This is a genomic window from Pseudomonas triclosanedens (genome assembly GCF_026686735.1).
Lineage (GTDB): Bacteria > Pseudomonadota > Gammaproteobacteria > Pseudomonadales > Pseudomonadaceae > Pseudomonas > Pseudomonas triclosanedens.
Genome location: NZ_CP113432.1, coordinates 2,045,513 through 2,068,761 on the forward strand (window position 1 = coordinate 2,045,513; position 23,249 = coordinate 2,068,761).

General features: G+C 64.0%; 18 protein-coding genes and 4 tRNA genes. 14 read left to right on the forward strand and 8 right to left on the reverse strand.

The window, feature by feature from the left end; translation table 11 throughout:
• The first annotated feature begins 94 nt into the window (after positions 1-94).
• The 5 genes from OU419_RS09625 (at position 95) to OU419_RS09645 (ending at position 2,215) form a co-directional block, all read left to right on the forward strand.
• The gene (locus OU419_RS09625) at positions 95-1,330 is read left to right on the forward strand and encodes an aspartate kinase (protein ID WP_254471947.1); all 1,236 of its coding nucleotides are present in this window, start codon (positions 95-97) and stop codon (positions 1,328-1,330) included.
• A gap of 185 nt (positions 1,331-1,515) precedes the next feature.
• Complete coding sequence (gene csrA / locus OU419_RS09630; protein ID WP_003085981.1) at positions 1,516-1,701, forward strand: carbon storage regulator CsrA; 186 nt, start codon at positions 1,516-1,518, stop codon at positions 1,699-1,701.
• Between the two features lie 60 nt (positions 1,702-1,761).
• Positions 1,762-1,852, forward strand: a tRNA-Ser gene (locus tag OU419_RS09635).
• 111 nt (positions 1,853-1,963) lie between these two features.
• A tRNA-Arg gene (locus tag OU419_RS09640) sits at positions 1,964-2,040 on the forward strand.
• A 98-nt stretch (positions 2,041-2,138) separates the two neighbouring features.
• Positions 2,139-2,215 (forward strand) — tRNA-Arg (locus tag OU419_RS09645).
• Positions 2,216-2,267: 52 nt separating this feature from the next.
• Here OU419_RS09645 and bamE read toward each other — a convergent pair.
• Positions 2,268-2,783: an outer membrane protein assembly factor BamE domain-containing protein gene (gene bamE, locus OU419_RS09650; RefSeq protein WP_254471948.1), complete on the reverse strand. Its 516-nt coding sequence runs from the start codon at positions 2,781-2,783 to the stop codon at positions 2,268-2,270.
• Positions 2,784-3,104: 321 nt separating this feature from the next.
• On the opposite strand from bamE, the gene mgtE reads away from it, so the two are divergent.
• A complete protein-coding gene (gene mgtE, locus OU419_RS09655) occupies positions 3,105-4,547 on the forward strand; it encodes a magnesium transporter (RefSeq protein ID WP_254471949.1) in 1,443 nt (480 codons plus the stop codon).
• Positions 4,548-4,668: 121 nt separating this feature from the next.
• On the opposite strand, the gene amrZ is transcribed toward mgtE, so the two are convergent.
• On the reverse strand, positions 4,669-5,001 hold the full coding sequence (gene amrZ / locus OU419_RS09660) for a transcriptional regulator AmrZ (protein ID WP_015476477.1): 333 nt from the start codon (positions 4,999-5,001) through the stop codon (positions 4,669-4,671).
• A gap of 471 nt (positions 5,002-5,472) precedes the next feature.
• On the opposite strand from amrZ, the gene phnN reads away from it, so the two are divergent.
• Positions 5,473-6,036 carry a phosphonate metabolism protein/1,5-bisphosphokinase (PRPP-forming) PhnN gene (gene phnN, locus OU419_RS09665; RefSeq protein ID WP_254471950.1) on the forward strand — a complete coding sequence of 188 codons (564 nt, stop codon included), beginning with the start codon at positions 5,473-5,475 and terminating at the stop codon, positions 6,034-6,036.
• Positions 6,037-6,042: 6 nt separating this feature from the next.
• Here the strand turns inward: phnN and OU419_RS09670 are convergent, their stop codons facing one another.
• Positions 6,043-6,528 carry a GNAT family N-acetyltransferase gene (locus OU419_RS09670; protein ID WP_254471951.1) on the reverse strand — a complete coding sequence of 162 codons (486 nt, stop codon included), beginning with the start codon at positions 6,526-6,528 and terminating at the stop codon, positions 6,043-6,045.
• Between the two features lie 93 nt (positions 6,529-6,621).
• Between OU419_RS09670 and OU419_RS09675 the strand changes: the two genes are divergently transcribed.
• Positions 6,622-6,698: transfer RNA gene (locus OU419_RS09675), tRNA-Arg, on the forward strand.
• 37 nt (positions 6,699-6,735) lie between these two features.
• Here the strand turns inward: OU419_RS09675 and OU419_RS09680 are convergent.
• The 5 genes from OU419_RS09680 to wecB form a co-directional block, all read right to left on the reverse strand.
• Positions 6,736-7,806 (reverse strand): GGDEF domain-containing protein, encoded by a 1,071-nt coding sequence (locus OU419_RS09680; RefSeq protein ID WP_254471952.1) that lies wholly within the window; start codon positions 7,804-7,806, stop codon positions 6,736-6,738.
• A gap of 105 nt (positions 7,807-7,911) precedes the next feature.
• On the reverse strand, positions 7,912-8,778 hold the full coding sequence (locus tag OU419_RS09685; RefSeq protein WP_254471953.1) for a DUF4434 family protein: 867 nt from the start codon (positions 8,776-8,778) through the stop codon (positions 7,912-7,914).
• On the reverse strand, positions 8,778-11,954 hold the full coding sequence (locus OU419_RS09690; RefSeq protein ID WP_254471954.1) for an NfrA family protein: 3,177 nt from the start codon (positions 11,952-11,954) through the stop codon (positions 8,778-8,780). The genes OU419_RS09685 and OU419_RS09690 overlap by 1 nt, the downstream gene beginning before the upstream one ends.
• On the reverse strand, positions 11,951-14,125 hold the full coding sequence (gene nfrB, locus OU419_RS09695) for a cyclic di-3',5'-guanylate-activated glycosyltransferase NfrB (protein WP_254471955.1): 2,175 nt from the start codon (positions 14,123-14,125) through the stop codon (positions 11,951-11,953). The genes OU419_RS09690 and nfrB overlap by 4 nt, the downstream gene beginning before the upstream one ends.
• On the reverse strand, positions 14,122-15,276 hold the full coding sequence (wecB, locus tag OU419_RS09700; protein ID WP_254471956.1) for a non-hydrolyzing UDP-N-acetylglucosamine 2-epimerase: 1,155 nt from the start codon (positions 15,274-15,276) through the stop codon (positions 14,122-14,124). Before wecB ends, nfrB begins: the two co-directional genes overlap by 4 nt.
• Positions 15,277-15,527: 251 nt before the next feature.
• Here wecB and OU419_RS09705 point away from each other — a divergent pair, with 251 nt between their 5' ends.
• The 6 genes from OU419_RS09705 (at position 15,528) to OU419_RS09730 (ending at position 23,100) form a co-directional block, all read left to right on the forward strand.
• Positions 15,528-16,379: a LysR family transcriptional regulator gene (locus tag OU419_RS09705; RefSeq protein WP_254471957.1), complete on the forward strand. Its 852-nt coding sequence runs from the start codon at positions 15,528-15,530 to the stop codon at positions 16,377-16,379.
• Positions 16,380-16,739: 360 nt separating this feature from the next.
• Positions 16,740-17,795, forward strand: coding sequence for a putative 2-aminoethylphosphonate ABC transporter ATP-binding protein (locus OU419_RS09710; RefSeq protein WP_254471958.1), 1,056 nt, complete (start codon positions 16,740-16,742; stop codon positions 17,793-17,795).
• A gap of 1 nt (position 17,796) precedes the next feature.
• On the forward strand, positions 17,797-19,500 hold the full coding sequence (locus OU419_RS09715; protein ID WP_254471959.1) for a putative 2-aminoethylphosphonate ABC transporter permease subunit: 1,704 nt from the start codon (positions 17,797-17,799) through the stop codon (positions 19,498-19,500).
• A gap of 123 nt (positions 19,501-19,623) precedes the next feature.
• Positions 19,624-20,649 (forward strand): putative 2-aminoethylphosphonate ABC transporter substrate-binding protein, encoded by a 1,026-nt coding sequence (locus tag OU419_RS09720; protein WP_254471960.1) that lies wholly within the window; start codon positions 19,624-19,626, stop codon positions 20,647-20,649.
• Between the two features lie 133 nt (positions 20,650-20,782).
• Positions 20,783-21,913, forward strand: coding sequence for a TIGR03364 family FAD-dependent oxidoreductase (locus tag OU419_RS09725; protein ID WP_254471961.1), 1,131 nt, complete (start codon positions 20,783-20,785; stop codon positions 21,911-21,913).
• 164 nt (positions 21,914-22,077) lie between these two features.
• Positions 22,078-23,100, forward strand: coding sequence for a transporter (locus OU419_RS09730; protein ID WP_254471962.1), 1,023 nt, complete (start codon positions 22,078-22,080; stop codon positions 23,098-23,100).
• Positions 23,101-23,249 lie beyond the last annotated feature (149 nt).

The following is a 23,249-nucleotide window of genomic DNA, read 5'->3' on the forward strand; positions in this document are numbered from 1 at the left end:
GAAAACCGTGGCTCGCAGCGCGTCCGGCGAGCCTTGGCAGCATGCGTTGACGCATGTTTAATGGGCGCCCTTCAGGAATCAGGCGGCTTTTGAAATGGCTTTGATCGTACAGAAGTTTGGAGGCACCTCCGTCGGCACCGTCGAGCGAATCGAGCAGGTGGCCGAGAAGGTGAAGAAGTTCCGGGAAGCGGGCGACGACATCGTCGTAGTGGTATCCGCCATGAGCGGCGAGACCAACCGCCTGATTGGTCTGGCGAAGCAGATCATGGATCAGCCGATTCTGCGCGAACTGGACGTCATGGTGTCCACTGGCGAGCAGGTGACCATTGCCCTGCTGAGCATGGCGCTGATGAAGCGGGGCGTGCCGGCTGTGTCCTACACCGGTAATCAGGTCCGCATCCTGACCGATAGCGCTCACACCAAGGCACGCATCCTGAGCATCGATGATGCCAATATCCGAGCTGACCTCAAGGCCGGTCGCGTGGTCGTGGTCGCTGGCTTCCAGGGTGTCGACGAACACGGCAACATCACCACGCTCGGCCGTGGCGGTTCCGATACCACCGGTGTGGCCCTGGCGGCGGCGCTGAAGGCCGACGAATGCCAGATCTACACTGACGTAGATGGTGTCTACACCACCGATCCGCGCGTAGTGCCGCAGGCTCGCCGCCTGGACAAGATCACCTTCGAAGAGATGCTGGAAATGGCCAGTCTCGGCTCCAAGGTGCTGCAGATCCGCTCGGTGGAGTTCGCCGGCAAGTACAACGTCCCGCTGCGCGTACTGCACAGCTTCCAGGAGGGTCCGGGCACCCTCATTACCCTTGATGAAGAGGAATCCATGGAACAGCCGATCATCTCCGGCATCGCCTTCAATCGCGACGAAGCCAAGCTGACCATCCGTGGCGTACCGGATACTCCCGGCGTTGCTTTCAAGATTCTTGGTCCGATCAGCGCTGCCAATTTCGAAGTCGACATGATCGTGCAGAACGTTTCGCACGATAACACCACCGATTTCACCTTCACCGTGCACCGCAACGACTACCAGGGTGCTCTGGAAATCCTCAAGCAGACCGCCGCCAACATCGGTGCGCGTGAAGCTTCCGGCGACACCAACATCGCCAAGGTTTCCATTGTCGGCGTTGGCATGCGCTCTCATGCGGGCGTTGCCAGCCGTATGTTCGAAGCGCTGGCCAAGGAATCGATCAATATCCAGATGATCTCCACCTCCGAGATCAAGGTTTCCGTGGTTATCGAAGAGAAGTACCTCGAACTGGCGGTACGTGCTCTGCACACGGCATTTGAGCTGGACGCCCCGGCCCGACAGGGCGAGTGAGGGGAGTCGAATTCGAAAGGCGCGGCTAATCCGCGCCTTTTGTCGTTTTTGACTGCCCAGTAGGAACTTTCTTTCCGACAGGACTGGTCAATACTTGGGTGAAGGGTTCGTGCACTTGATCTATACGAATCTGCCACCATTTCTTTTTTGCAGACTGTTTATCCGTAATACGTAAGGAGAAAGGAATGCTGATTCTGACTCGCCGGGTCGGAGAGACCCTGATGGTGGGTGACGACGTCACCGTGACTGTGCTGGGCGTTAAAGGAAATCAGGTGCGAATCGGCGTGAATGCGCCGAAGGAAGTTGCTGTGCACCGTGAAGAGATCTACCAGCGGATCCAGAAAGAGAAAGACCAAGAACCAAACCATTAATTTTTCTAAAATTTTTCTTTGCAAACGGGGAAAACATGGATATCATGCGCCCCGTGTTGCGGAGAGGTGGCCGAGTGGCCGAAGGCGCTCCCCTGCTAAGGGAGTACACCTCAAAAGGGTGTCGGGGGTTCGAATCCCCCCCTCTCCGCCATTGCAACTCCTAGTTGCAATGCGCATGTCCAGATACGTAAGTGTCTGAAATGATTGAAAAATCATGTTGACAAAGAAAGCGCATGAAACTAGAATTTGCGCCCTCATCAGCGCACTCATAGCTCAGCTGGATAGAGTACTCGGCTACGAACCGAGCGGTCGGAGGTTCGAATCCTCCTGAGTGCGCCATATGCGAGGCAACGCGAAAGCGAGGCTTCAGTGGCAGAAGGGCAGATGCCTGGCTTGCTGCAACCAGTTGGTGAATCTGGTTAAACTGCACCGACGACGCACTCATAGCTCAGCTGGATAGAGTACTCGGCTACGAACCGAGCGGTCGGAGGTTCGAATCCTCCTGAGTGCGCCAATATACGAAGGGCCTGCAGAAATGCAGGCCCTTTTTCTTTTGCGTCGATTTTCTAGCGTTTCTTCTTGCCTATCACGCAGCCGTCCTCGTCGAAGGAGACCGTGCGCGCGCCACGTCCACGTTGCTTGTCGGCCTTGTAGTGGAAATGCGTGCTGCCGTTCTGCTGGCTTATAGTGTCAGGCCTGCCCAGCGCGCTCTCCACATCGCTTCTGGTCATGCCAGCCTTGATCCTGCCCTCGATGATCGCCTTGCGCCGCTCGCCTCCGACAACGCGATTGCCGCACTCGTTCTGGTGCTCTCCAACGACTACTACTTCGTTGCTCTTGCCGTGCCCGCCCTTTGGGCGAGTCGCGGGACCGCTTGCAGGCTTGACCTTGGCCATCGGTACCGGAGTTCCGGTGCCAGGGGAGGGGTTGAAGGCCTCCTGGATGTTCTGATGCTGGTTCGGTGTGCAGCCATACTGGCTGAAGGTTATTTTCCCTGCCTCGTTAGTGCAGCGGAACACGGTGGCTGCTTCACTCGTCGGTAACATAATGAACAGGGTCAGGAACGCGATTCCTGGGCGCATGCTGGGTCCTCCATGACAGGCCTCGCTCCCAGATTAACGGGTTTGTTTGTAGGGTTGGGCTGGGTGTCTTGTCAGACTATTCGTGCGTCGAACCTGCAATGACCCGGTAATGAGCTTTCAAGCGCAAGCGGTTGTTCTAGCCGCGATTTTGTAACGCGTCCCGCACACCGGAGTGTTATTATTTCCCACATCTGCCCTCGATGGGCGCATGGGACACCACCATGGACTTACCCAGTAGTTACTCAGAACCCCGATTGCGTACACACGACCTGATGTATTGATCCCCTCTGGCGCGTTCTGCCACTGGGGGTGGAGCGTGCTATGACCGAAGTAGAAGCCAAAAAGCCGCAGGAAAGCTTGCAGGACCGCCTCAACCAGGTGGTCGACCTGCTGCACAAGCACAAGCTGGTGGAAGATCTGACTCATCGTCAGGAAGGCCAGCATCACGATCTCGTTGAAAATCTGGTGCACCGCCAGAACCTTGCCGAACTGCAGCGCAAGCTTGAAGAGCTGCACCCGGCAGACATCGCCCATATCCTCGAATCGCTGCCTCTGGATGACCGTTTGACAGTCTGGCAGTTGGTAAAGGCCGAGCGCGACGGCGATATCCTCCTCGAAGTATCCGACGCCGTACGGGAAACCCTGATCGCCGACATGGACGATCACGAAATTCTCGCCGCCGCCAAGGAGATGGATGCCGACGAGCTGGCCGACCTGGCTCCGGAGTTGCCGCGCGACGTAGTCCATGAGCTGATGGAAAGCCTCGATGCGCAGCAGCGCGAGCGAGTGCGCTCGGCGCTGTCCTATGAGGAGGATCAGGTCGGTGCGTTGATGGACTTCGAGATGGTTACCATCCGCGACGACGTTAGCCTGGAAGTGGTGCTGCGCTACCTGCGTCGCCTCAAGGAGCTGCCCGGTCATACTGACAAGCTGTTCGTGGTCGACTACGACGGTGTGCTCAAGGGTGTGTTGCCGATCAAGCGCCTGCTGGTCAATGATCCTGACAAGGACGTGGCCGAAGTCATGGCCACGGATCCGGTGACCTTCACTCCGGACGAGGACGGTTACGACGCCGCCCAGGCCTTCGAGCGCTACGACTTGATTTCTGCGCCCGTAGTGGACAAGAACGGCAAGCTCATCGGTCGTCTGACCATCGACGAGATGGTCGACCTTATCCGCGAGGAGAGCGAGACCGAAGTGCTCAACATGGCCGGTCTGCGGGAGGAGGAAGATATCTTTGCCTCAGTCTGGAAGTCCGTGCGAAACCGTTGGGCTTGGCTGGCGACCAACCTGATCACCGCCTTCATCGCTTCGCGGGTCATCGGCCTGTTCGAAGGCTCGATCGAGAAGCTGGTGGCTCTCGCAGCGCTGATGCCCATTGTGGCAGGCATTGGCGGTAACTCCGGCAATCAGACTATCACCATGATCGTGCGCGCGATGGCGCTGGATCAGGTGCAGGTCAACAGCGCCAACCGCCTGCTGCGCAAGGAGCTTGGCGTGGCGCTGGTGAACGGCCTGGTGTGGGGCGGGGTGATCGGCCTGGTTGCCTTCTACCTTTACGGCAACTGGGAGCTGGGCGCAGTGATGACCGGTGCGATGACCCTAAACCTGCTGCTGGCGGCGTTGATGGGCGTGCTGATCCCAATGACGCTGTTGCGCCTGGGGCGCGACCCGGCAATGGGCTCCAGTGTGATGATTACCGCTATGACCGATAGCGGTGGTTTCTTCATCTTCCTCGGGCTGGCTACGTTGTTCCTGATGTAGTCCGTCCCGCCGAAAAGGCCGCCCGCGAGGCGGCTTTTTTGTACCTGGAATCTGTTGGCTTGGGGAAGTTCCGGGCACGAAAAAGCCGGCTCAAGGCCGGCTCTTTCGTGCTGTAGACGACTCAGGCGTCGTTCTGAGCCATTTCGGCATCATGCGCGATCAGGGCGATCAGCGCATTCTGCTGGCGATGGGTCAGTTGGCGGAAGCGCTGCAGCAGCTCGCGCTCGTGCAGACTCAGTTCCGGGCTGTCCAGGCGAATGCCGAGATTATCCTGCAGCGCACCTTCCTGAAGCAGGCTCTGCTCGAGACGCGCGATGATCTCGGAGTTCATGCTGCGGTGGTGGCTGCGAGCGACTTCAGCGATACGCTCGCGCATGCCTTCGGGCAGACGTACGACGAATTTGTCAGCGGTGCGGCTGGAGTAGGTAGGGGTTGCCTGTTTCAGTGGGCGCATACATTAAACCTGTAAGTCAGGGAGGCCGATGCCAGGGGTCAGCGATTGTTCAGGCCCTTTGACAGCGTTTTCCGTTGGCCGTTCAGCGCGTCATCAGCGATTTTGAGAAAAATCATCAATAACTTGACGTCAATTCTGCGACATATTGTGGCGCGAGTGAAGGCTAAATGCCAGCACCAATCGTCCGAAATGCGACGCTCTCGGCAGACCTTTCTTTCGTTGGGATTTTTGAGGAAATGCCCAATGCAGACAGCGTAGACGAATTGTTACGGGCGCCGCGGTTCATCGGGCAAAGTGTTCGGAGGGCATTCCATTGCGGACACACATGATGGCACAACGAGCCCCTCGCGGGCAGAGGTGGATCATGGATTGGGATGATTCGGCGGGCGATTCTTCCGATCGCTGGCGGTATTATTCGTAATTGCGGACACACAAACGAATCAGCGCCGAGCCGCCGGCCCAGAGAGTGTCATGACTCCAGGCAGACTCATTTACCTGATGGGCCCTTCCGGCTCCGGCAAGGACAGCCTGTTGCTGGCTGCTGCTGAGCCGTTGCTTGCCAGGGGGTGCCGCATTGCGCGGCGGGTCATCACACGCTCGGCGGAGGCGCGGGGCGAGGATGCGCAGTCGGTGACCGTGGAGGAGTTCGAGCGCCTGGAGCAGGGCGGCGCGTTCGCCATGAGCTGGCGTGCCAATGGCCTCCATTATGGCATTCCACTGGAAATCGACACCTGGCTGGCCGGCGGACATGACGTGTTGGTCAACGGTTCGCGCAAGTACCTGCCGAAAGCGCGGGAGCGCTATCCGTATCTCGTCGCCGTGCTGCTTCGGGTTGCGCCGGATGTCTTGCGCGCGCGCCTGGTTGCGCGCGGGCGGGAGACTCCGGCGCAGATCGAGGCGCGCCTTGCGCGCAATGCGCATTTTGCCGCCGGCTTGCCTGGGCCGCTAGTAGAGCTGGATAACTCGGTTTCGCTTGATATCACGGTGCGCAACCTGCTCGATTTGCTCGACGGCCCCACCGCAGAGGCTGGCTGAGCCCGCTCAGTCCAGGTGCAGCGCCAGGCTTACGCCGTGCGGTGCGAACCCCATCGCCGCGTAGAAACGATGGGCCATCTCCCGGTCCTGATGGCTGGATAGCGCGAGCTTGTAGCAGTTCCAGCCGCGCGCCCATTCCTCCGCGCGCCGGATCAGCGCCTGGCCGACGCCCTGGCCGCGTGCGCGGCTGTCCACCACCATGTCTTCGAGGATCGCCGAACGTGCGAAGCCGTGGGCAATGTGCTCGATGAGGTGCAGGGTGCAGGTGCCCAGCAGGTTGCCGTCGCGCTCGGCAACCAGCGTTACTCGGCTCGGGCGCTGATTGCCCAATTCGAGGGCGAGCAGCGCGGTGTCGGGACGCGGATCGTGGGCGCCCAGTTGTTGCAGCAGTGGTGCGAGGGCCGGGGCGTCGTCCGGCGTGGCGACGCGCACGTCGAAGGTGGCGAACGGCGAGTCGGGTGTCGCTTCGTGGCTCGGTGCGTTGCTGTTCACGGCAATTCCCCCTTTGTTGGGAAAATTATGGACTCGAGTGGTGGCAGCGGCATGACAAATTCGTCGTCGATGGTTAACATGCCGCCCGACCGTGTCCCGGTAGCTCAATTGGATAGAGCGTCCCCCTCCTAAGGGGAAGGTTGGAGGTTCGACCCCTCTCCGGGACACCAGCATGCCAAGGTCCGCATCAGCGGGCCTTTTTTCGTTTCAGGGGGCATAGGTCACCCGGTTCCTGCCATTGTGCTTCGAGTCGTACAGCGCCCGGTCGGCCTTGATCAGCATCTGGCTTAGCGTGCTGTCCACGGTCAGGTGCGCGAGTCCCAGGCTGATGGTGACTGCTGGCTTTCCGGGTAGCGCGGCGGTGGCGCTGCGCAGTCTTTCCATGCGTACCTGGGCCTCCTCGGCTGTCATTCCCCAGAGAAAGATGCCGAACTCTTCTCCTCCGAGGCGGGCGATCTCGAATTCGCCCAGCTCACTCTCGATCTTCTGCGCAACGCGAGTCAGCACCTCGTCGCCGATGTCGTGGCCGTAAGCGTCGTTTACCCGTTTGAAATGATCTATATCGACCATTGCCAGGTAGCGCTCGGTGCTGGTGTCCTCGTTCAGCCTGCGTGTGACCCGGGTCATGAATGAGCGGCGGTTGGGGATGCCGGTGAGTGCGTCGAGGTAAGCCTGGTCCAGCAACAGCCGCGCCATCGCATAGTTGTACAGTTTGGCGTTGTGCAGGTGGTGGAAGATGTAGACCGACAGCGCGCTGATGAACAGCGGGTAGCAGACCAGCAGGCTGCGGCGCTCGTCAAAGTCGGGGACATCGCCAAGCAACGGATTGAGTAGAACCCAGGTCACCGCCAGAACCGAGAAGAACGCCGGCCGGCTGAGCGGCATCGCTGTGGCGCTGTAGAGCACGGTCGAGGCGGCGATCACCAGCCAGGCGGGACGAAGGCTATTGGGCAGCCCTTCGATCACCATGCGCGCGCCCAGTCCGAAAGTGATGACGAACAACAGGTTGATCACATAGAAGTGCCGTGCCTTGCGGGTCAGGGCCGCAAGGGCGGCGAGGGCGGCGAAGACCGCGAGGTAGAGCACCGAGATGTAGCTGAAACCCTGGCCGGCCTGGAAGCTGACGATCAGGTCGAGCAGGAACCACATACAGATGCTGACGTAGAGCACCAGCATGCTGAAGCTGTGAAGCCGCTCGAAATCGTGCTGGAGGAACTCGGTTCGCAGCTCGTTCGAAATGCGCTGCTTCAGTACTTCGGATTCGATCGTTTTGAACATGAACCGCCCTGTGCGAGTGTGGGATCGCTCGCGCGACAATAGCCGAACTCGTGTACCCCGCGCGACGCGTCGTCGCACGCGCGCGCAGGGAAGGCACGACCGAGTTCAGGGCGTGGCTCGGGCTCGCTGATTGTCCAGCAGGATCTTGCCCCAGGGACGATAGCGCAAGGCGAATACCGCGCTGGCATGGCAGCCGGTCGACACGCTCGATGGCGTGGCCGGTTCGGCGCGGAATGGTTGGCCGGCTGTGCTGGTCTGGCGGAACGCCTCGCGCACGATGCCCACAGAGCAGGGCAGGGCGTTGGCATAGGCCTGGCGCACCAGCGGCGGCAGCGTGCCGGTGCCGGAGCCATCCTGCCACCAGACCTGAATGCCCTGTGCGGCGATTCCGCCGAGCCAGTCGGCATAGATCTGCGGCGCCAGCTTGCCGCCGCTGAAGGCGCTCAGTTGCAGCGGCGCGTCCAGTTGGCGGGCGAAGTCCCTGAGTTGGCGCTGCAGCGCCCGGCGGCGTTCGCTGTCCTGGAAGTGCCAGTCGTCCAGCTCCATTGGCAGGTACCAGGCGCTTACCGGCAGTTTCCAGTGTTCGCGCAGCCGCCGCTGCTGGCTGAGCGAACGGCTCAACTGATGCTGCCAATAGCTTTCCAGGCCGGGGGTGTCCAGCTCGCCCTGGCGCTGGTAATAGGCCGGGTCCATGTACAGGCCGAGCACCAGTTGCAAGCCCTGGGCCTGGGCACTTTTCAACGACTGCGCGAGCCAGCCGTCCGGGCCGCCGAAGTCGGAGTCGCCATAGGCGGTCCATTGCACGATGACTGTCTTCGCGCCCTGCGCCGCGCTGGCTTTCCACAGCGCCTGCCATTGTGCGGGAGTGAGTGCGGCGTCCACGTTCAGCGGTTGGTAGAACAGGCGCTCGTCGGCCTGGGCCGGGAGCGCGATGACGAACAACAGGGCGAGGGCGACCAGCAGGCGGCGCATCAGAAGTTCACCTCCAGGCCGACCAGCCAGCCATTGGCCTTCTCGTAAAGGTTGCCGGCCAGGCCCACCTGATACTCGGTGCGCACGGTAACGTGGGCGCGATAGGCGTTGTAACGGTCGTCACCATACCAGTACTGCCAGCGCAGGCCGACACCGCTGCGCAGGTCCTGGCGCCAGTCGTTGCCCGGGTCCTGGGTGGAAAACTCGCCGAAGCCGTACGGCATGAACGTCTGAGGCGTCGATGTGGGCAGCTTCCAGGCGTGGCCCTGCTGATAGCGCGATACCCACTGGTGGTCGCCGGCATGGGTCCACCAGGCGTAGTCGAGGTAGAGGAAGCGCTCGCCCCAGTGGCTTTCGTCCACGCGCCAGTCGTTGCGGTACTCGCCCTGGTCAAGAAAGGAGGCCGTAGCGCGCAGCAGGAAGTCGGTGGAGGTCCGTCCGTCGCGCTTGTGATCGCGGATGCCTTCGTTGACCTTGTCGGGGGACAGCAGGTCGTGGAGGTGCAGGCCGTCCCAGCCTTCGTCCAGGGAGTTCTGCTTGTACAGCTCGCTGTACAGGTTGAGGTTGTAGTCGCTCAGGGGCTTGTAGCGCAGGCCCAGGCCGGTGGCGACGTAGCGCCCGTAGCGGTCGCGCTCGTCGCCGCCGACCAGCGCGCGGCCATAGACCGACAGGCTGGTGCCGTCGCGGGTTGGTTCATCGCCAAGGGCATGGTCCCAGATGGCCATCTGGACGTTCTGCGACTGTGCGCGGCGGCGGCTGCCGCTATGGAGAGTACCGTCGTCCTGCAGGCGGCTGAAGTCGTTGGTCGAGACGCCAGCGGGCGACCAGGTACTGGCGATGGTCAGGTTGTCACGCTGGGAGAGGACCTGATGTGCCCGGCGCTGGCGAAAACGCCGGGCTTCAAGGCTGCCATAGTCATCGTCGCCGGCGACCGGGTTCTGCTCCAGGTCGATGACTCTGCGCAACTCGCGGCGCGCGGCAAAGCTGTCTTCGGCCTCGTCGTAGCGCCAGGCCAGGGTTTCGCCCAGGCGGTAGTCCTCGGGGTAGTCGCGGGTGGCTCGCTCCAGATAGGGGATCGACGTGCGGCGCTCCTCCGGGGTGTCGGTACCGGCCAGGCGCATGCCGTAGTCGGCACGGAAGCGCGGGTTGTTCGGTTCGAGGCGCACCGCCTCGGCCAGCCATGCCTTGTTCTGCTCGCGGTCGCCGGCTTTCTGCGCACTTGCCGCGGCATTGTAGAAGTGCTGGCCATTGGGCTCGTGCGCCAGCGCCTGGCGGTGCCGGGCCAGGGCCTCGGCATAGTCGCCACGGGCATCGGCGATGGTGGCACCGAGCGCCCAGTCATCCGCGCTGTTCTTGCTTGCCTGTTGCCAGTAGCGCTCGGCTGCCGCGTTGTCGTCGGTGAGCAGCGCCGCGCGGCTGGCGGTCAGGCGGGCGTTGTCGTTGAGCTGGCTGGCGGGCAGCGTGTCGAAGATGCGCAGGGCGCCAGCCGGATCGCCCGCCGCTTCCAGCGCGTAGGCCAGCGGGAGCTGGCTGTCCCGGTCACCTTGGGCGACTGCCGCCTGGTAATACACCACCGCTTCACCGGGGCGCGCCGGCATGGCGCAGCGGCCAAGGGCGCGCAGCTCGCCGGGGCTGCTGGGGGCTGGGCTGAGATAGCGTTGCAGCGCGTCACACTGGCCGGCTTCGGCGAGACGGCCGAGCAACTGTCCGCGTGTACCCGGGCCGGCCCTGGCCAGCAGCGACTCGATACGCGTGACGTTGAGCGGCGTGTCGCTGCGGGCGTGGATGCCGGCCAGGCGCTCGATCAGCGCGGGCGGAAGGTTGCCGCCGCGCCGGTCGTAGGCGCCTTCCAGCAGTTGCCGGGCGTGCTCGTTGCGACCGGCGGAGAGGGCCAGGTAACTAGCCTGGTCCAATGCCTTGAGATCGCCGGTCTGCCGGTAGCGTTGTTCCCACAGCACCGCCGCCTCGCCGGTGCGGCCTCGGGATTGCAGCAGTTCGGCACGCTGGCGGACAGTCTCCGGCGTCTGCGGCTGGCGTGCCAACCAGGCCAGCGCCAGGTCGCTGCGGCCCTGGGCGCGCCAGGTGTCGATCAGTTGTGCGCGGCGGCGGGCATCCCACGGCTCGGGTAGCCGGGTGTTCTCCAGCAGGTCTGTGGCGTTCAGGCGCTGGGCCAGTACCAGCCAGGTCTGCGGGTCATCCTGGGGCTTGCACTGGCGGAGCCTGCGCAGTGCTTCGTCCTGGTCATGGCGCGAAAGCCATTCGGCGGTTTCCAGGCATGGGCGCTCCAACTCATCGCTGAGCTTGCCCACGAGCGGGACATCGTCGCTGTGCCGCGCCAGTTCCAGCAGTCGCGCCTGTTGTTTCGGATCGCGCTGATCCTGCTCCGGCAGCCCCTGCATCCAGCGCTTGGCAACCTCGGTATGGTCCACCGCGATGGCGCGGTCGATGAGCGCCAACCGCGCCTGACGTGCGGAGGCCGGGTCGGGAGCCTGCAGCAGCAGTTGCTCCAGTGGTTTCTCGTCCAGGCGCTGGGCATAGGCGTTGGCCAGCCGTCGCCAGTCGTCCTTGCTGAGTTGTCGGCTGGCTGCCAGCGGGGCGAGCTGGGCGATGGTGGTGTCCCAGTCGCGCAGTTGTTCGGCCCAGTTGGCGCGAGCTTCGCGCAGTACGCGTTCGTCGTTGCCGTGCGGCACCGTACCCAGCCACTCCAGGGCCTTGGCCGCACCCTGGGTCTGGCCCAGTTTGAGGCTGTAGGCTTGCCATAGCCGCACGCGCTGGTTGACGTCGCTGGTGTGCGCCAGCCACTGGTTGACCTGGGCTTCGGGCGGTGGGCCGTTCTCGATCAGGTCCATGCGTAGCTCGGCCAACGCGTTAGCACCTTCCTCGGTGCCGGCCAGCGCCCGGGCTTCCTTCTCGGCGTCATCGTAGCGCTGCTGCCTGGCCAGCGCCTGCACCAGCAGGGCCCGGGCCTCGTTGTTGTTGGGCACGCGGCCGAGCAGGTGGCGCATCAGCCGTTCCACCTCCGCCCAGTTGTTCTTCCTGGCTTCCTTGTAGCCCTTGTCGAGGAAGGGATAGCTGCGGAAGCGCTGGAACTCGGTGAGTTGCTCGGTGGCATACAGCGTGGGGCTTGCAAGGGTTGCCAGCACCAGGCTCAAGACGAGAGGTTGTTGCAGTTTCACGCGGCCTCCCGGGCGATGCGATAGGCCTCATGCTGTTCGCTGGCCTGTTCCTCCAGGGCGCCGTCGAGCACTTCCTGGGTAATCATGCCGCGCTTGACCAGATGCTCGCCCAGCGAGTCCTGTTCGGGGTCGAAGTCGATCAGGGCCTGGTTGAACAGGGTCGACGGCACCTTGCCGCGCACCTGCAGCAAGGTGCCGAACAGCACCAGGTGGCCGCAGATGCGCTCCATCAGTGCGTCATCGCCCTGATGCCGCTTGAGGATGTCGAGGATGGTGCGGGTTTCCTCACTGTGGTGGCGTCCGCCGTACCAGTAGCGCAAGCCCAGGGTCACGCGTCCCTGTGGCGCCAGGCGGCCGCGTACCGGGCGCTGGAGCTGGCGGCTGATGGCGCCGAGGGAGACCTGGCTGATCTGCTGCTCGCTGGCGAGGATCAGGACGTCGCCGTCGACCGCCACCGGCAGCACGGCATAGCGCAGCGCCAGTTTGCGCGGCAGGGCCTCGATCAGTTTCGGGTCGAGGGTGAAGGGGTTGAGCGGTGCCCATTCCTCGTCCAGCTCCTCGGCCAGGGCGGCGACCAGTTGGGTGCTGCTGATCAACCCGCGCAGCAGCAGTTCGCGGCCGAGGCGGCGGCGCACCGGGTTGGTCAGCGCGGCTTGCAACTGCTCTTCGCTGATCAACCCCTGCTCCTTCAGGCGCTGGCCCAGCGGCGTGCGCTGCGGGCCGGCGAGGGCGGGGAACTCATGGGTGGTCTTGTCCCAGGCCACGCGCCGCGAATCGCCCATTTCCATTACCTGCCGCAACGCACGCAGATTGGCGAAGAAGTTGACGAAGTTGCTCCACATCATCCGCGGCGCCGACAGCAGCCCCTCGAAGATGCCGTAGAAGCGGGTGACGAACCAGAAGCGCTGGAACAGCCGGTTGAGCAGCATGAAACCGTTGAGATACAGCAGCACCACCAGCAACTGGCTGCCTTCGAGGATCGAGGGAAAGTGCCAGGCATTGGGCGACAGCCTGGTGATCAGCCACATGGTGATCAGCACCAGGAACAGCAGGTTGACCAGGAAGCTCAGCAGATAGGCGATCAGCCCCCGGCGGTCGCGCCAGAGGAAATAGTTGAGCATGGCCTTGCGGCTCCAGCCCAGGTTTCGCGTGCCCTGGAAGACGATGCCGGTGATCCATCGCGACTTCTGCCGGATCGCATGCTGCCAGGTTCGCGGGAAGTGTTCGCGCACGCAGATGACCTGGGAGAAGCGCCTGTCCATGCCTGGCACCCAGGTGGACTTCAGCGCCAGTTTCGGGTCGCTGACCGAGTAGCGGGCGAAGATGCACTTCATGCCTTTCTGTTTCAGGCGGAAGCCGATGTCGTAGTCCTCGGTGAGGCTTTGCACGTCGAAGGCGATGCCGTCGCCGTCTTCCAGCAGCGCAGCGATGGCACGGCGGCTGAAGCAGGTGCCGACCCCTGCGCTGGGTACCTGGCCGGTCAGCGCCTCGCGCACCGGAACGTCCTTGCCGTGGTTCTCGGCGAACTCGTCGACATAATGGCCGGCGGTGAAACCGGTCCACTCCGGGGCGTAGGGGTACACCGGAATCTGGATCAGGTCCTTGGCCGGCAGCAGGTAGTTGAACAGCCGCAGTTCCAGGGGCGAGATCACGTCCTCGGCGTCGTGGAGGATGAAGCCGGCGAACTCCACTTTCGCATCGGCTTCGAAACGCAGAATGGCGTCGATGATGTTGTTCAGGCAGTCGGCCTTGCTGGTGGGGCCGGGGCGGGCGCAGACCACCTTGTGCACGTTGGGGTAATGCAGGCAGACGGCATCCACGTCCGCCTGGGTCTGCGGATCGTTGGGATAGGTGCCGACGAATATCTGGTAGTTCTCGTAATCCAGGGTGGAGGCGGCCAGGCGCGCCATCTCGCCCACCACGCCGACCTCGTTCCAGGCCGGCACCATGATCGCCAGCGGCTTCTCCGGCTCGGCGAACAGGCGTTCCTCGTCGGCGCGGTCGAACCTGCGGTAGATGCGGAAGACGCGGACCAGCCGGCGGCCCCAGTAGACGAGGTCGATGAACAGGTCGTCCAGGCCGAGCAGGAACATCAGCGCGGCCAGGGCGATTGCCAGGTACTTCAGCGCGAACAGGACATAGGCAAGGATGTCGACCAGTTCGAGACTCATTCGACCTCGCTATCCGTGCGGTTTTCTCCGAACCAGGACAGCAGCCGGGCGACGATCTTCTCGCTGGCGTGGCCGTCGCCATAGGGGCTGAATACCCGGCTCATCTGCTCGTAGACCTCATCGTCGTTGAGCAGATGGCTGGCCTCGCTGACGATGCGGGCGGTGTTCGTGCCTACCAGCACCACGGTGCCGCCTTCCAGCACAGCCGGCCGCTCGGTGACACGGCGCAGCACCAGCAGCGGCTTGCCCAGCGCCGGCGCTTCTTCCTGGATGCCACCGGAGTCGGTGAGGATGAAGTAGGCGCGGTCCATCAGCCAGACGAAGTTCTGGTAGTCCTGCGGGGCGATCAGATGGATGTTGGGTTTGTCCGACAGCATGCCGTAGACCGCCTGCTGGACCTGCGGGTTGAGGTGCACCGGGTAGACGAAGTCCACATCGGGGAAGCGCTTCGCCAGTTCGGCGAGGGCCAGGCAGATGCGTTCGAACCCCTTGCCGAAGTTCTCCCGCCGGTGGCCGGTTATCAGCACCAGGCGGCGGTCGTTGGCGAACTGCGCCAGCGGAGAGTCGGCTGCGGGCGTCCAGCGCGTCTCGTGCAGGTGCTCGCGCATCCACAGCAGCGCGTCGATCACCGTGTTGCCGGTGACTTCGATGTGGTCGATGCTCACGCCTTCGCGCAGCAGATTGTCGCGGGCTCTCCTGGTCGGCGGGAAGTGCAGGTCGGCGATCACTGCGGTGAGCCGGCGGTTGGCCTCTTCCGGCCAGGGTTGGCGGATGTTGCCGGTGCGCAGTCCGGCCTCGACGTGGGCCACCGGAATCTGTCGGTGGAAGGCGGTGAGGGCGGCGATGAAACTGGTCGTGGTATCGCCGTGGACCAGTACGATGTCCGGGCGATGCCGGTCGTAACTGTCATCCAGGCGCGACATCATCTGCAGCGCCAGGCCGTTGAGCGTCTGGCCCTGGGTCATCACGTCGAGGTCCTCGTCCACCTCCAGTTCGAAGGAGTCCAGCACTTGCTGTAGCATCTCGCGATGCTGGCCGGTGGAGCAGATGCGCAGCTCGATTTCCGGGGTGCGGCGCAGTACTCGCGCAAGAGGGGCCATCTTGATCGCCTCGGGGCGTGTCCCGAAGACCATAGTGACTTTGTATCTCATCATTGCTCCGTGGGCGTCCCTTGTGGGGGCGCGTCAGGTGTTCCGTGTGGGAATTCACCTTGGGCAATGAAAGTCGCTGATGCCCGGACTGTCCAGCACGATGCCCCGGTGCCAGTGATCCAGGTCAGGTTGGTTGACCTTTATGGAATTTGCCGCGACGCAGCCATGCCTTCCGCGGCCAAAGGGCTGGCGCCGGTTTGCCGGCATCGCCCGAAAATGTTGATGATTATTTCTGATGGGTGGTCCAGCGGATGCTGAGTGCGGAACTGAAAGCCTTCTACCGGGTGGCGAAGCTGGGCAGCATCACGGCGGCGGCGAAGAAGCTCGGCTTGAGCCAGCCCACCGTGACGACCCAGGTACGCAATCTCGAAAGCCAGTACGCGGTAGAATTGTTCTACCGTGGCGGTCGCCGCCTGACCCTGAGCGACGAGGGTGCGCGCCTGCTGCCGATGGTCGAGGCGCTGCTCCAGCAGGAGGCGGACATCGAGTTCTACCTGCGCAACTGTGGGCAGATGCAGGGCGCCCTGCGGATCGGCGCAACCTCTCCTTACTATGTGCTCGGGCTGATCAAGACCTTCCGCGAGCGCTATCCGCAGATCGAAGTGTCGGTGGAGATCGGTAATTCGCAGCAGGTGCTGGAGGCGCTCTGCGAGTGCCGGGTCGATCTCGCCGCCTCGTCGCAGCAGGTCGATGACGCCCGCCTGACCCGCGTGGTGCTGGGCAGCGATCCACTGGTGCTGGCGGTGCACCGCAGCCATCCGCTGGCGCTCCAGCAGTCCGTTGTCCTCGGCGACCTGCGCAGCCACTGCCTGCTGATGCGCGAAGCCGGCTCCACCACCCGCCAGCTCACCGAAGCAATGCTGCGCAAAGCGGGAGTGGTGCCGGCCTCGATGCTGGAGATCGGCAGCCGTGAGTCGATCCGCGAAGCGGTGATCCGCAACCTGGGCGTCAGCATCATCGCCCGCCAGGAAGTGCCGGATAACCCGCAACTGTGCGTGCTGGAGATCAACGGCGCGAGCCTGATCGACGAGTACCTCTACTGCCTGAAGGACCGCCGCCAGGCACGCCTGCCCAGTGCGTTCCTGGCACTGGCGCAGCCGTAGAAGCAACCGCCCTGGCAGGTTCGTAGGATGGGTGGAGCGAAGCGATACCCATCGAGCCTGTAGCCGTCTGTCGCAGGCCCCATCCCACGGCCAGCTTCGTTTCCGGTAGGCATGGCTTTCGCTGGAGCGAACTTCGCCCGTGATCAGCCCCGCATCGAGGCCAGCCGCGCCAGCCGTCCGGCGCAGGGCAAACCGCTCGATCATTCGCAAAAAATTTCACCCCGATACCAAAATCTGCCTATGGATCTATCGGTGCAGTTTTCGTCATGGAAATAGTGTCGTCGTAATCGCTCCCTAGCATGGACCTCGTCAATTCACACCGGCCACTCCGGTGTGGACCACAGAACACGAGGTATCGCCATGTTCCAGACCATCGCCGGCACGCCGCTCAGCGTGCGCCACATCCGCAAGCGCTTCGGCAGTTTCGTCGCCCTCGACGGTGTGTCGCTGGACGTCAAGGCTGGCGAGCTGGTCTGCCTCCTCGGACCCTCCGGCTGCGGCAAGACCACGCTGTTGCGCTGCATCGCCGGCCTTGAGCGCCAGGACGAAGGCAGCCTGCACCTGGGCGAGCGTGACGTCTCGCTGCTGCCGCCACAGGCGCGCGACTACGGCATTCTGTTCCAGTCCTATGCGCTGTTTCCCAACCTGACCGTCGAGCAGAACATCGCCTATGGCCTGGCGAATGCCAGCAAGGATGAAGCGCGCCGCCGTGTTGGCGAGATGCTCGAACTGGTCGGCCTTTCCGGCAGCGAGAAGAAGTATCCTGGCCAGCTTTCCGGTGGCCAGCAGCAGCGCGTGGCGATGGCCCGTGCGCTGGCGCCCCGCCCGTCGCTGTTGCTGCTCGACGAGCCGATGTCGGCGCTGGACGCCCGTGTTCGCGAGCACCTGTGCGGTGAACTGCGGCAACTGCAGAAGAGCCTGGGCATCACCACGGTGATGGTGACCCACAACCAGGACGAAGCCATGCTGATGGCCGACCGCATCGCGGTGATGAACCACGGTCGCATCGAGCAGTACGGTACCGCCCAGGAGATCTACAGCACACCGAGCACTCCCTTCGTCGCCGAGTTCGTCGGCCAGGGCAACTGGCTGCCGTTCGAGCGCGCCAGCGACGGACATGCCCGCGTCGGCAGCCTCAGCCTGCGCCTGCACAATCAGGCGGCGAGCGCCTCGGGCCGGCTGTTCTGCCGCCCGGAGGCGATCAGCGTGAACCCTGCCGTGCACCAGGAAAACCTGTTCCGCGCGCAGATCCGCGAGATCACCTTCCTCGGCAACCGTTGCCGAATGAGCTTCGAGCTGGAACAACTGCCCGGCCATCCACTGCTCGCCGAACTGGCGCCCGAAGACATGCCGCGCCTGGGCACGCCGGATATCTGGGTATCGCTCCCGCCGCGCAGCCTGCAGGTGTTCGCCTGAGATGGAGGCCGTGGTGAATCGCAGTCCGGCGCTGTCCGCCGGCAGGCTTCGTGGCGATCTGGGTGATCGTCTGTTCGTGCGCGGCGGCAAGTGGCTGCTGCTGGTCCTGCTCATCCTCGCGATCCTGTTGCCGCTGCTGGCGATCTTCTGGCGCGGTTTCAGCAGTGCGGCGGGGCAGGGCGGCGGGCTGGCCGCGATGGGCGAACTGCTGCGCAGCGACAACTTCCACTGGCTGCTGGGCAATAGCCTGAAAGTATCGCTCAGCGTGGCCGGCATCGTGGTGCCGGCGGCCTATGCCTTCGCCTACGCGCTGCAACGCACGCTGATTCCGGCCAAGGGGCTGTGGCGCGGCATTTCGCTGTTGCCGCTGCTGGCGCCGTCGATGCTGCCGGGCATTGCGCTGATCTACCTGTTCGGCAACCAGGGCCTGCTGCGCAGTTGGGTACCGGACAACATCTACGGCTTCTGGGGTATCGTCCTGGGCGAGGCCATCTACACCTTCCCCCACGCGCTGATGATCCTGCTGTCGGCACTATCGCTGGCCGACGCGCGCCTGTTCGATGCGGCGTCGAGCATGGGCGCCAGCCCGTTCAAGGCATTCCGCAGCATCACCTGGCCGGCGTCGCGGCAGGGCGTGTTCGCCGCTTTCTGCCTGGTGTTCACCCTGACCATCACCGATTTCGGCGTGCCCGTGGTGGTTGGCGGCGACTACCAGGTGCTGGCGCTGGAAGCCTATAAGGCGGTGGTTGGCCAGCAGCAGTTCGGACGCGGCGCGCAGATCGGCATGATCCTGCTGCTGCCGGCGCTGCTCAGCTTTGCCGTGGACACCTGGCTGCGCCTGCGTCAGCGCGAGGCCATGAGCGGTCGCGCGCAGGTCTACCATCCCAGGCCGTCGCGCCGCCGCGATGCTGCCTTCCTGGCCATCGTGGTACTGATCTGCGCGGTGCTGCTGGGTGTGCTGGGCATGGCTGTGTACTCCTCGCTGGTGAAATTCTGGCCCTACAACCTGTCGCTGTCGTTGCGCCACTACGATTTCGACGCCACCGCCGGCGGTGGCTGGCTGGCCTACCGCAACAGCCTGACGATGGCCACCTGCACCGCGATCATCGGCAGCGCGGTGATCTTCACCGGCGCCTACCTGATCGAGAAAACCCGCGAGCAGCAGTGGCTGAACCAATTGCTGCGCATGCTCTGCTTCGTGCCGATGGCCGTGCCCGGCCTCGTGCTGGGCCTTGGCTACGTGTTCTTCTTCAACCTGCCGAGCAATCCGCTGCACGTCTTCTACGGCAGCATGGCGCTGCTGGTGGTATGCACCATCGCCCACTACCTGACCACCGCACAGATGACCGCCACCGCCGCGCTGCGCCAGCTCGACGGCGAGTTCGAAGCCGCCGCGCTGTCGCTGAAAATGCCGCTGTGGCGCCATTACCTGCGCGTCACTGTGCCGATCTGCTTGCCGGCACTGCTGGACATCATCCGTTACCTGTTCGTCTCGGCGATGACCACGGTGTCGGCGGCGATCTTCCTCTACAACCCGGACACCATCCTTGCCGCCGTCGCCGTGCTGAACATGGACGACTCCGGCAACGTCGGCGGCGCCGCAGCCATGTCGACCCTGATCCTGCTCACCTCCGCCACCGTGTCGTTGCTGCTGGCCGCTGCCTCGCGAGGCTTGCTGCGCCGCTCCCAGGCCTGGAGGAAGTGATCGCCCGAAGATTCCTGCGTTGCACTTGCGCCGCGCCTCACCTGCCGCACCGAACCTGAACTTCAACGTTGCACCGATCGCCATCCCCGCCAACGCGGGGGCCAATGAATAAAGGAGCTCCACATGTTCAAACGTCTTGCCCTCGCGGCCGCCGTAGTTGCCGGTTTCGCTGCACAGGCCCATGCCGCCGACACCGAGCTGACCGTCTACACCGCCCTGGAGCCGGAACAGCTGACCGCCTACAAGCAGGCGTTCGAAGCCGAGAACCCGGACATCACGATCAAGTGGGTGCGCGACTCCACCGGCATCGTCACCGCCAAGCTGCTGGCCGAGAAGGACCGCCCGCAAGCTGACGCCGTGTGGGGCCTGGCCGCTTCCAGTCTGGCCATCCTCGATGCGCAGGACATGCTGGAGAAATACGCGCCCAAGCACCTGGACGCCATCGGCAAGAACTACCGCGACCCGGCCAATCCGCCGGCGTGGGTGGGCATGGACGTCTGGGCCGCCACCATCTGCTTCAACACCGTGGAGGCCGAGAAGCTGGGCCTGGAGAAGCCGATCAGTTGGCAGGACCTGACCAAGCCCGAGTACAAGGGCAAGATCGTGATGCCGAACCCGGCTTCCTCCGGCACCGGCTTCCTCGACGTCTCCGCCTGGCTGCAGACCTTCGGCGAGAAGCAGGGCTGGGCCTACATGGATGCCTTGCACGAGAACATAGGCCAGTACGTTCACTCCGGCTCCAAGCCCTGCAAGCTCGCCGCCGCCGGCGAGTTCCCGATCGGCATATCCTTCGAGTACCCGGCCGTGCAGCTCAAGCGCCAGGGTGCTCCACTGGATATCGTCCTGCCGAAGGAAGGCCTGGGCTGGGAAATCGAAGCTACCGGCATCATCAAGGGGACTCAGCATGAGGCCGCGGCGAAGAAGCTCGCCGACTTCTCCGCCAGCCCGAAAGCGATGGAGCTGTACAAGGAAAACTTCGCCGTGCTGGCCCAGCCGGGCATCGCCAAGCCGCAGACCGAACTGCCGGCCGACTACGAGCAGCGCCTGATCAAGAACGACTTCGCCTGGGCCTCGAAGAACCGCGACAGCATCCTCGCCGAGTGGCGCAAGCGCTACGACGGCAAGTCGGAAAAGGTCGCGCAGCAGTAAGCGCGTGAACCCTCCTTCGCCACGGAGGAGGGTGCCGCCCCGGCACCACCCGCGTGCCGGAGCGGCCACATCGTTCGACCTTCGCGCATGCCGTCGCCGGCTGCGCGAAGGCACCTCGCAAGAAGGATTCCCCATGACCCAGACCCACTGCGACGTCGCCATCGTCGGCGCCGGCATCCTCGGACTTTCCCATGCCTACGCCGCTGCCCGCCGCGGCCTTCGCGTGCGCGTATTCGAGCGCACCGCGACGCCGCTGGGCGCCTCGGTGCGCAACTTCGGCCAGGCGCTGGTAACCGGCCAGCCGCCGGGCGTGATGTCAGACCTGGCGCGCGCCAGCCGGCCGATCTGGGCGCAATGGGCGCAAGGCGCCGGGTTCTCCCTGCGGCGCAACGGCTCGTTGCTGTTTGCCCGTACCGAGGCGGAGGAAGCGTTGCTGGAGGCTTTCTGTGCCGGTCGTGCACCAGCGCTGGGATATAACGTTGAGCTGAGGCGCGGCAGCGCGCTGAACGACCTCTACCAGGGCCGCTTCCGCCATCACCGCGCGGCGCTGCTGGGGCTCGACGACCAGCAGTTGTATTCCCGCGAGGCGCTGCCGAGCCTGATCGAATACCTGCGCCGCGAGCTCGGCGTGCAGTTCCATTTTTCTACCCTGGTGCGCGATGTCGATAGCGGCACGCTGCGCACCACCGAGGGCACCTTCACCGCAGGGCAAGTGATCGTCTGCTCCGGGCACGACTACCAGACCCTGCTGGCCGAGGCCATCGCGCCGCTGGAGCCGCAGGTGTGCCGCCTGCAGATGCTGCGTGCGCGTCCGCAGGTCGATTTCGGCCTGGGTCACGCGGTGCTTACCGGCCTGAGCTGCGTGCACTACGGCGCCTTCGCCGACTTGCCAGAGGCCGAAGCGATCCGGGCGCAGATTCGCCGCGATACTCCAGAGCTGGAAGAGCAGGGCATCCATCTGCTGATCAGCCCGACGCCGCACGGCGAGCTGATCATCGGCGACTCGCACCACTACGGCAGTGACGCGGTGCCGTTCAACGCCGAGTTCGTCGACCGGCTGATGCTGGAGCTGGCCGAAGACACCCTGGGCATGCGCGTCGAAGTGGTCGAGCGCTGGCAGGGAGTCTACGGTTCGCGCGGGCCGGGGCCGTTCTCGGTGCTGCGCGCGGCGGACGGCGTCACCGCGGTGCTGATGCACACTGGCGTGGGCATGAGCGTAGGGCCGGCGCTGGGCGAGCGGACCATCGCCGGGCTGTTCGGCTGAGGCTGCCACAAGGTTGTCATCTGCCGTTCACCGGGTTCTGTTAACACCGGAAGGGCGATTCGGCTTTCGTAGGACGCATGAAGTGGAGCGCTTCATCCGCCACGGCGGATGACCGCAAGCGGTCATTCGCCCTGCGTCAGACATTCCAGGTTCAGCGGAGTCCCATGAACCACAGCATCGTCCGGAGCCACCAGGATTCCGACCTGTTCGGCTTGCTCTATGGCTTCAGTTTTCGTCCCGGCCAGCCGGGTCTGGAAATCGACTCGCCCACCGCGCTGCAGCGCTTGCAGCAGCCGCGAGCCGAGGATGAGTTCCTCTGGCTGCACCTGAATCTCGCGCACGCGGCCTGCGAGCGCTGGATGAAGTCGCACCTGGAGCTGCCGGACTACTTCTTCGAAACCCTGCGCGAAGGGTCGCGTTCCACCCGCATCGAGCATGTCGACTCCGCGCTGCTGGCGGTGGTCAACGACGTGGTGTTCGACTTCAGCAGCCGCATGTCCTCGGATGTCGCCACGCTCTGGGTCTGCGCCCGTGGCCGCCTCCTGGTGACGGCCCGCGCGCAGCCGCTGCGTTCGGTGGATACGCTGCGCTCGTCGGTCAAGCGCGGGGAGTGCTTTCTCTCGCCGCTGGAACTGCTGGTGCACCTGCTGCGCGACCAGGGCGACATTCTTACCCGCATCGTCCGCGATACCAGCATCAGCGTGGACCGCATCGAGGACCAACTGCTCTCGTCGCGGCTTTCCGATAACCGCGCCGACCTCGGCGCCATGCGCCGCGTGCTGGTGCGCCTGCAACGTCTGCTGGCGCTGGAGCCGGGATCGCTGATGCGCCTGCTCAATCGCCCGCCCGAATGGTTGCAGGATGACGATGTGCGGGTACTGCGCGAGGCCACCGAGGAGTTCTCCCTGGTGATCAGCGACCTGACCGCCCTCGGCGAGCGGATCAAGCTGCTGCAGGAGGAGATCGCCGCGAAGATCAACGAGCAGAGCAACCGCACACTGTTCACCCTGACCGTGGTGACGGTGCTGGCGCTGCCGATCAACATCATCGCGGGCTTCTTCGGCATGAACGTCGGCGGCATTCCATTCTCCAGCGACCCGGAGGGGTTCTGGATTCTCGTGGTGCTTGTGGCGAGCTTCACCGGGCTGGCGGGGCGCTGGGCGTTTCGCAAGCGGGATGACTATTGAGTGGGGGAGCGCTCGCGCGTTTCTCGCGAAGCCTTCAAAGCCAAAGCTGGAATGCGATGCGCGAGTAGGGTCGTCGAGGGGAAGGGCTTGATCGCGGCATGCGCCCTGCCATTGCAGGAAAACCTCTTCGTGCGCCGTTGTCGCCCGGC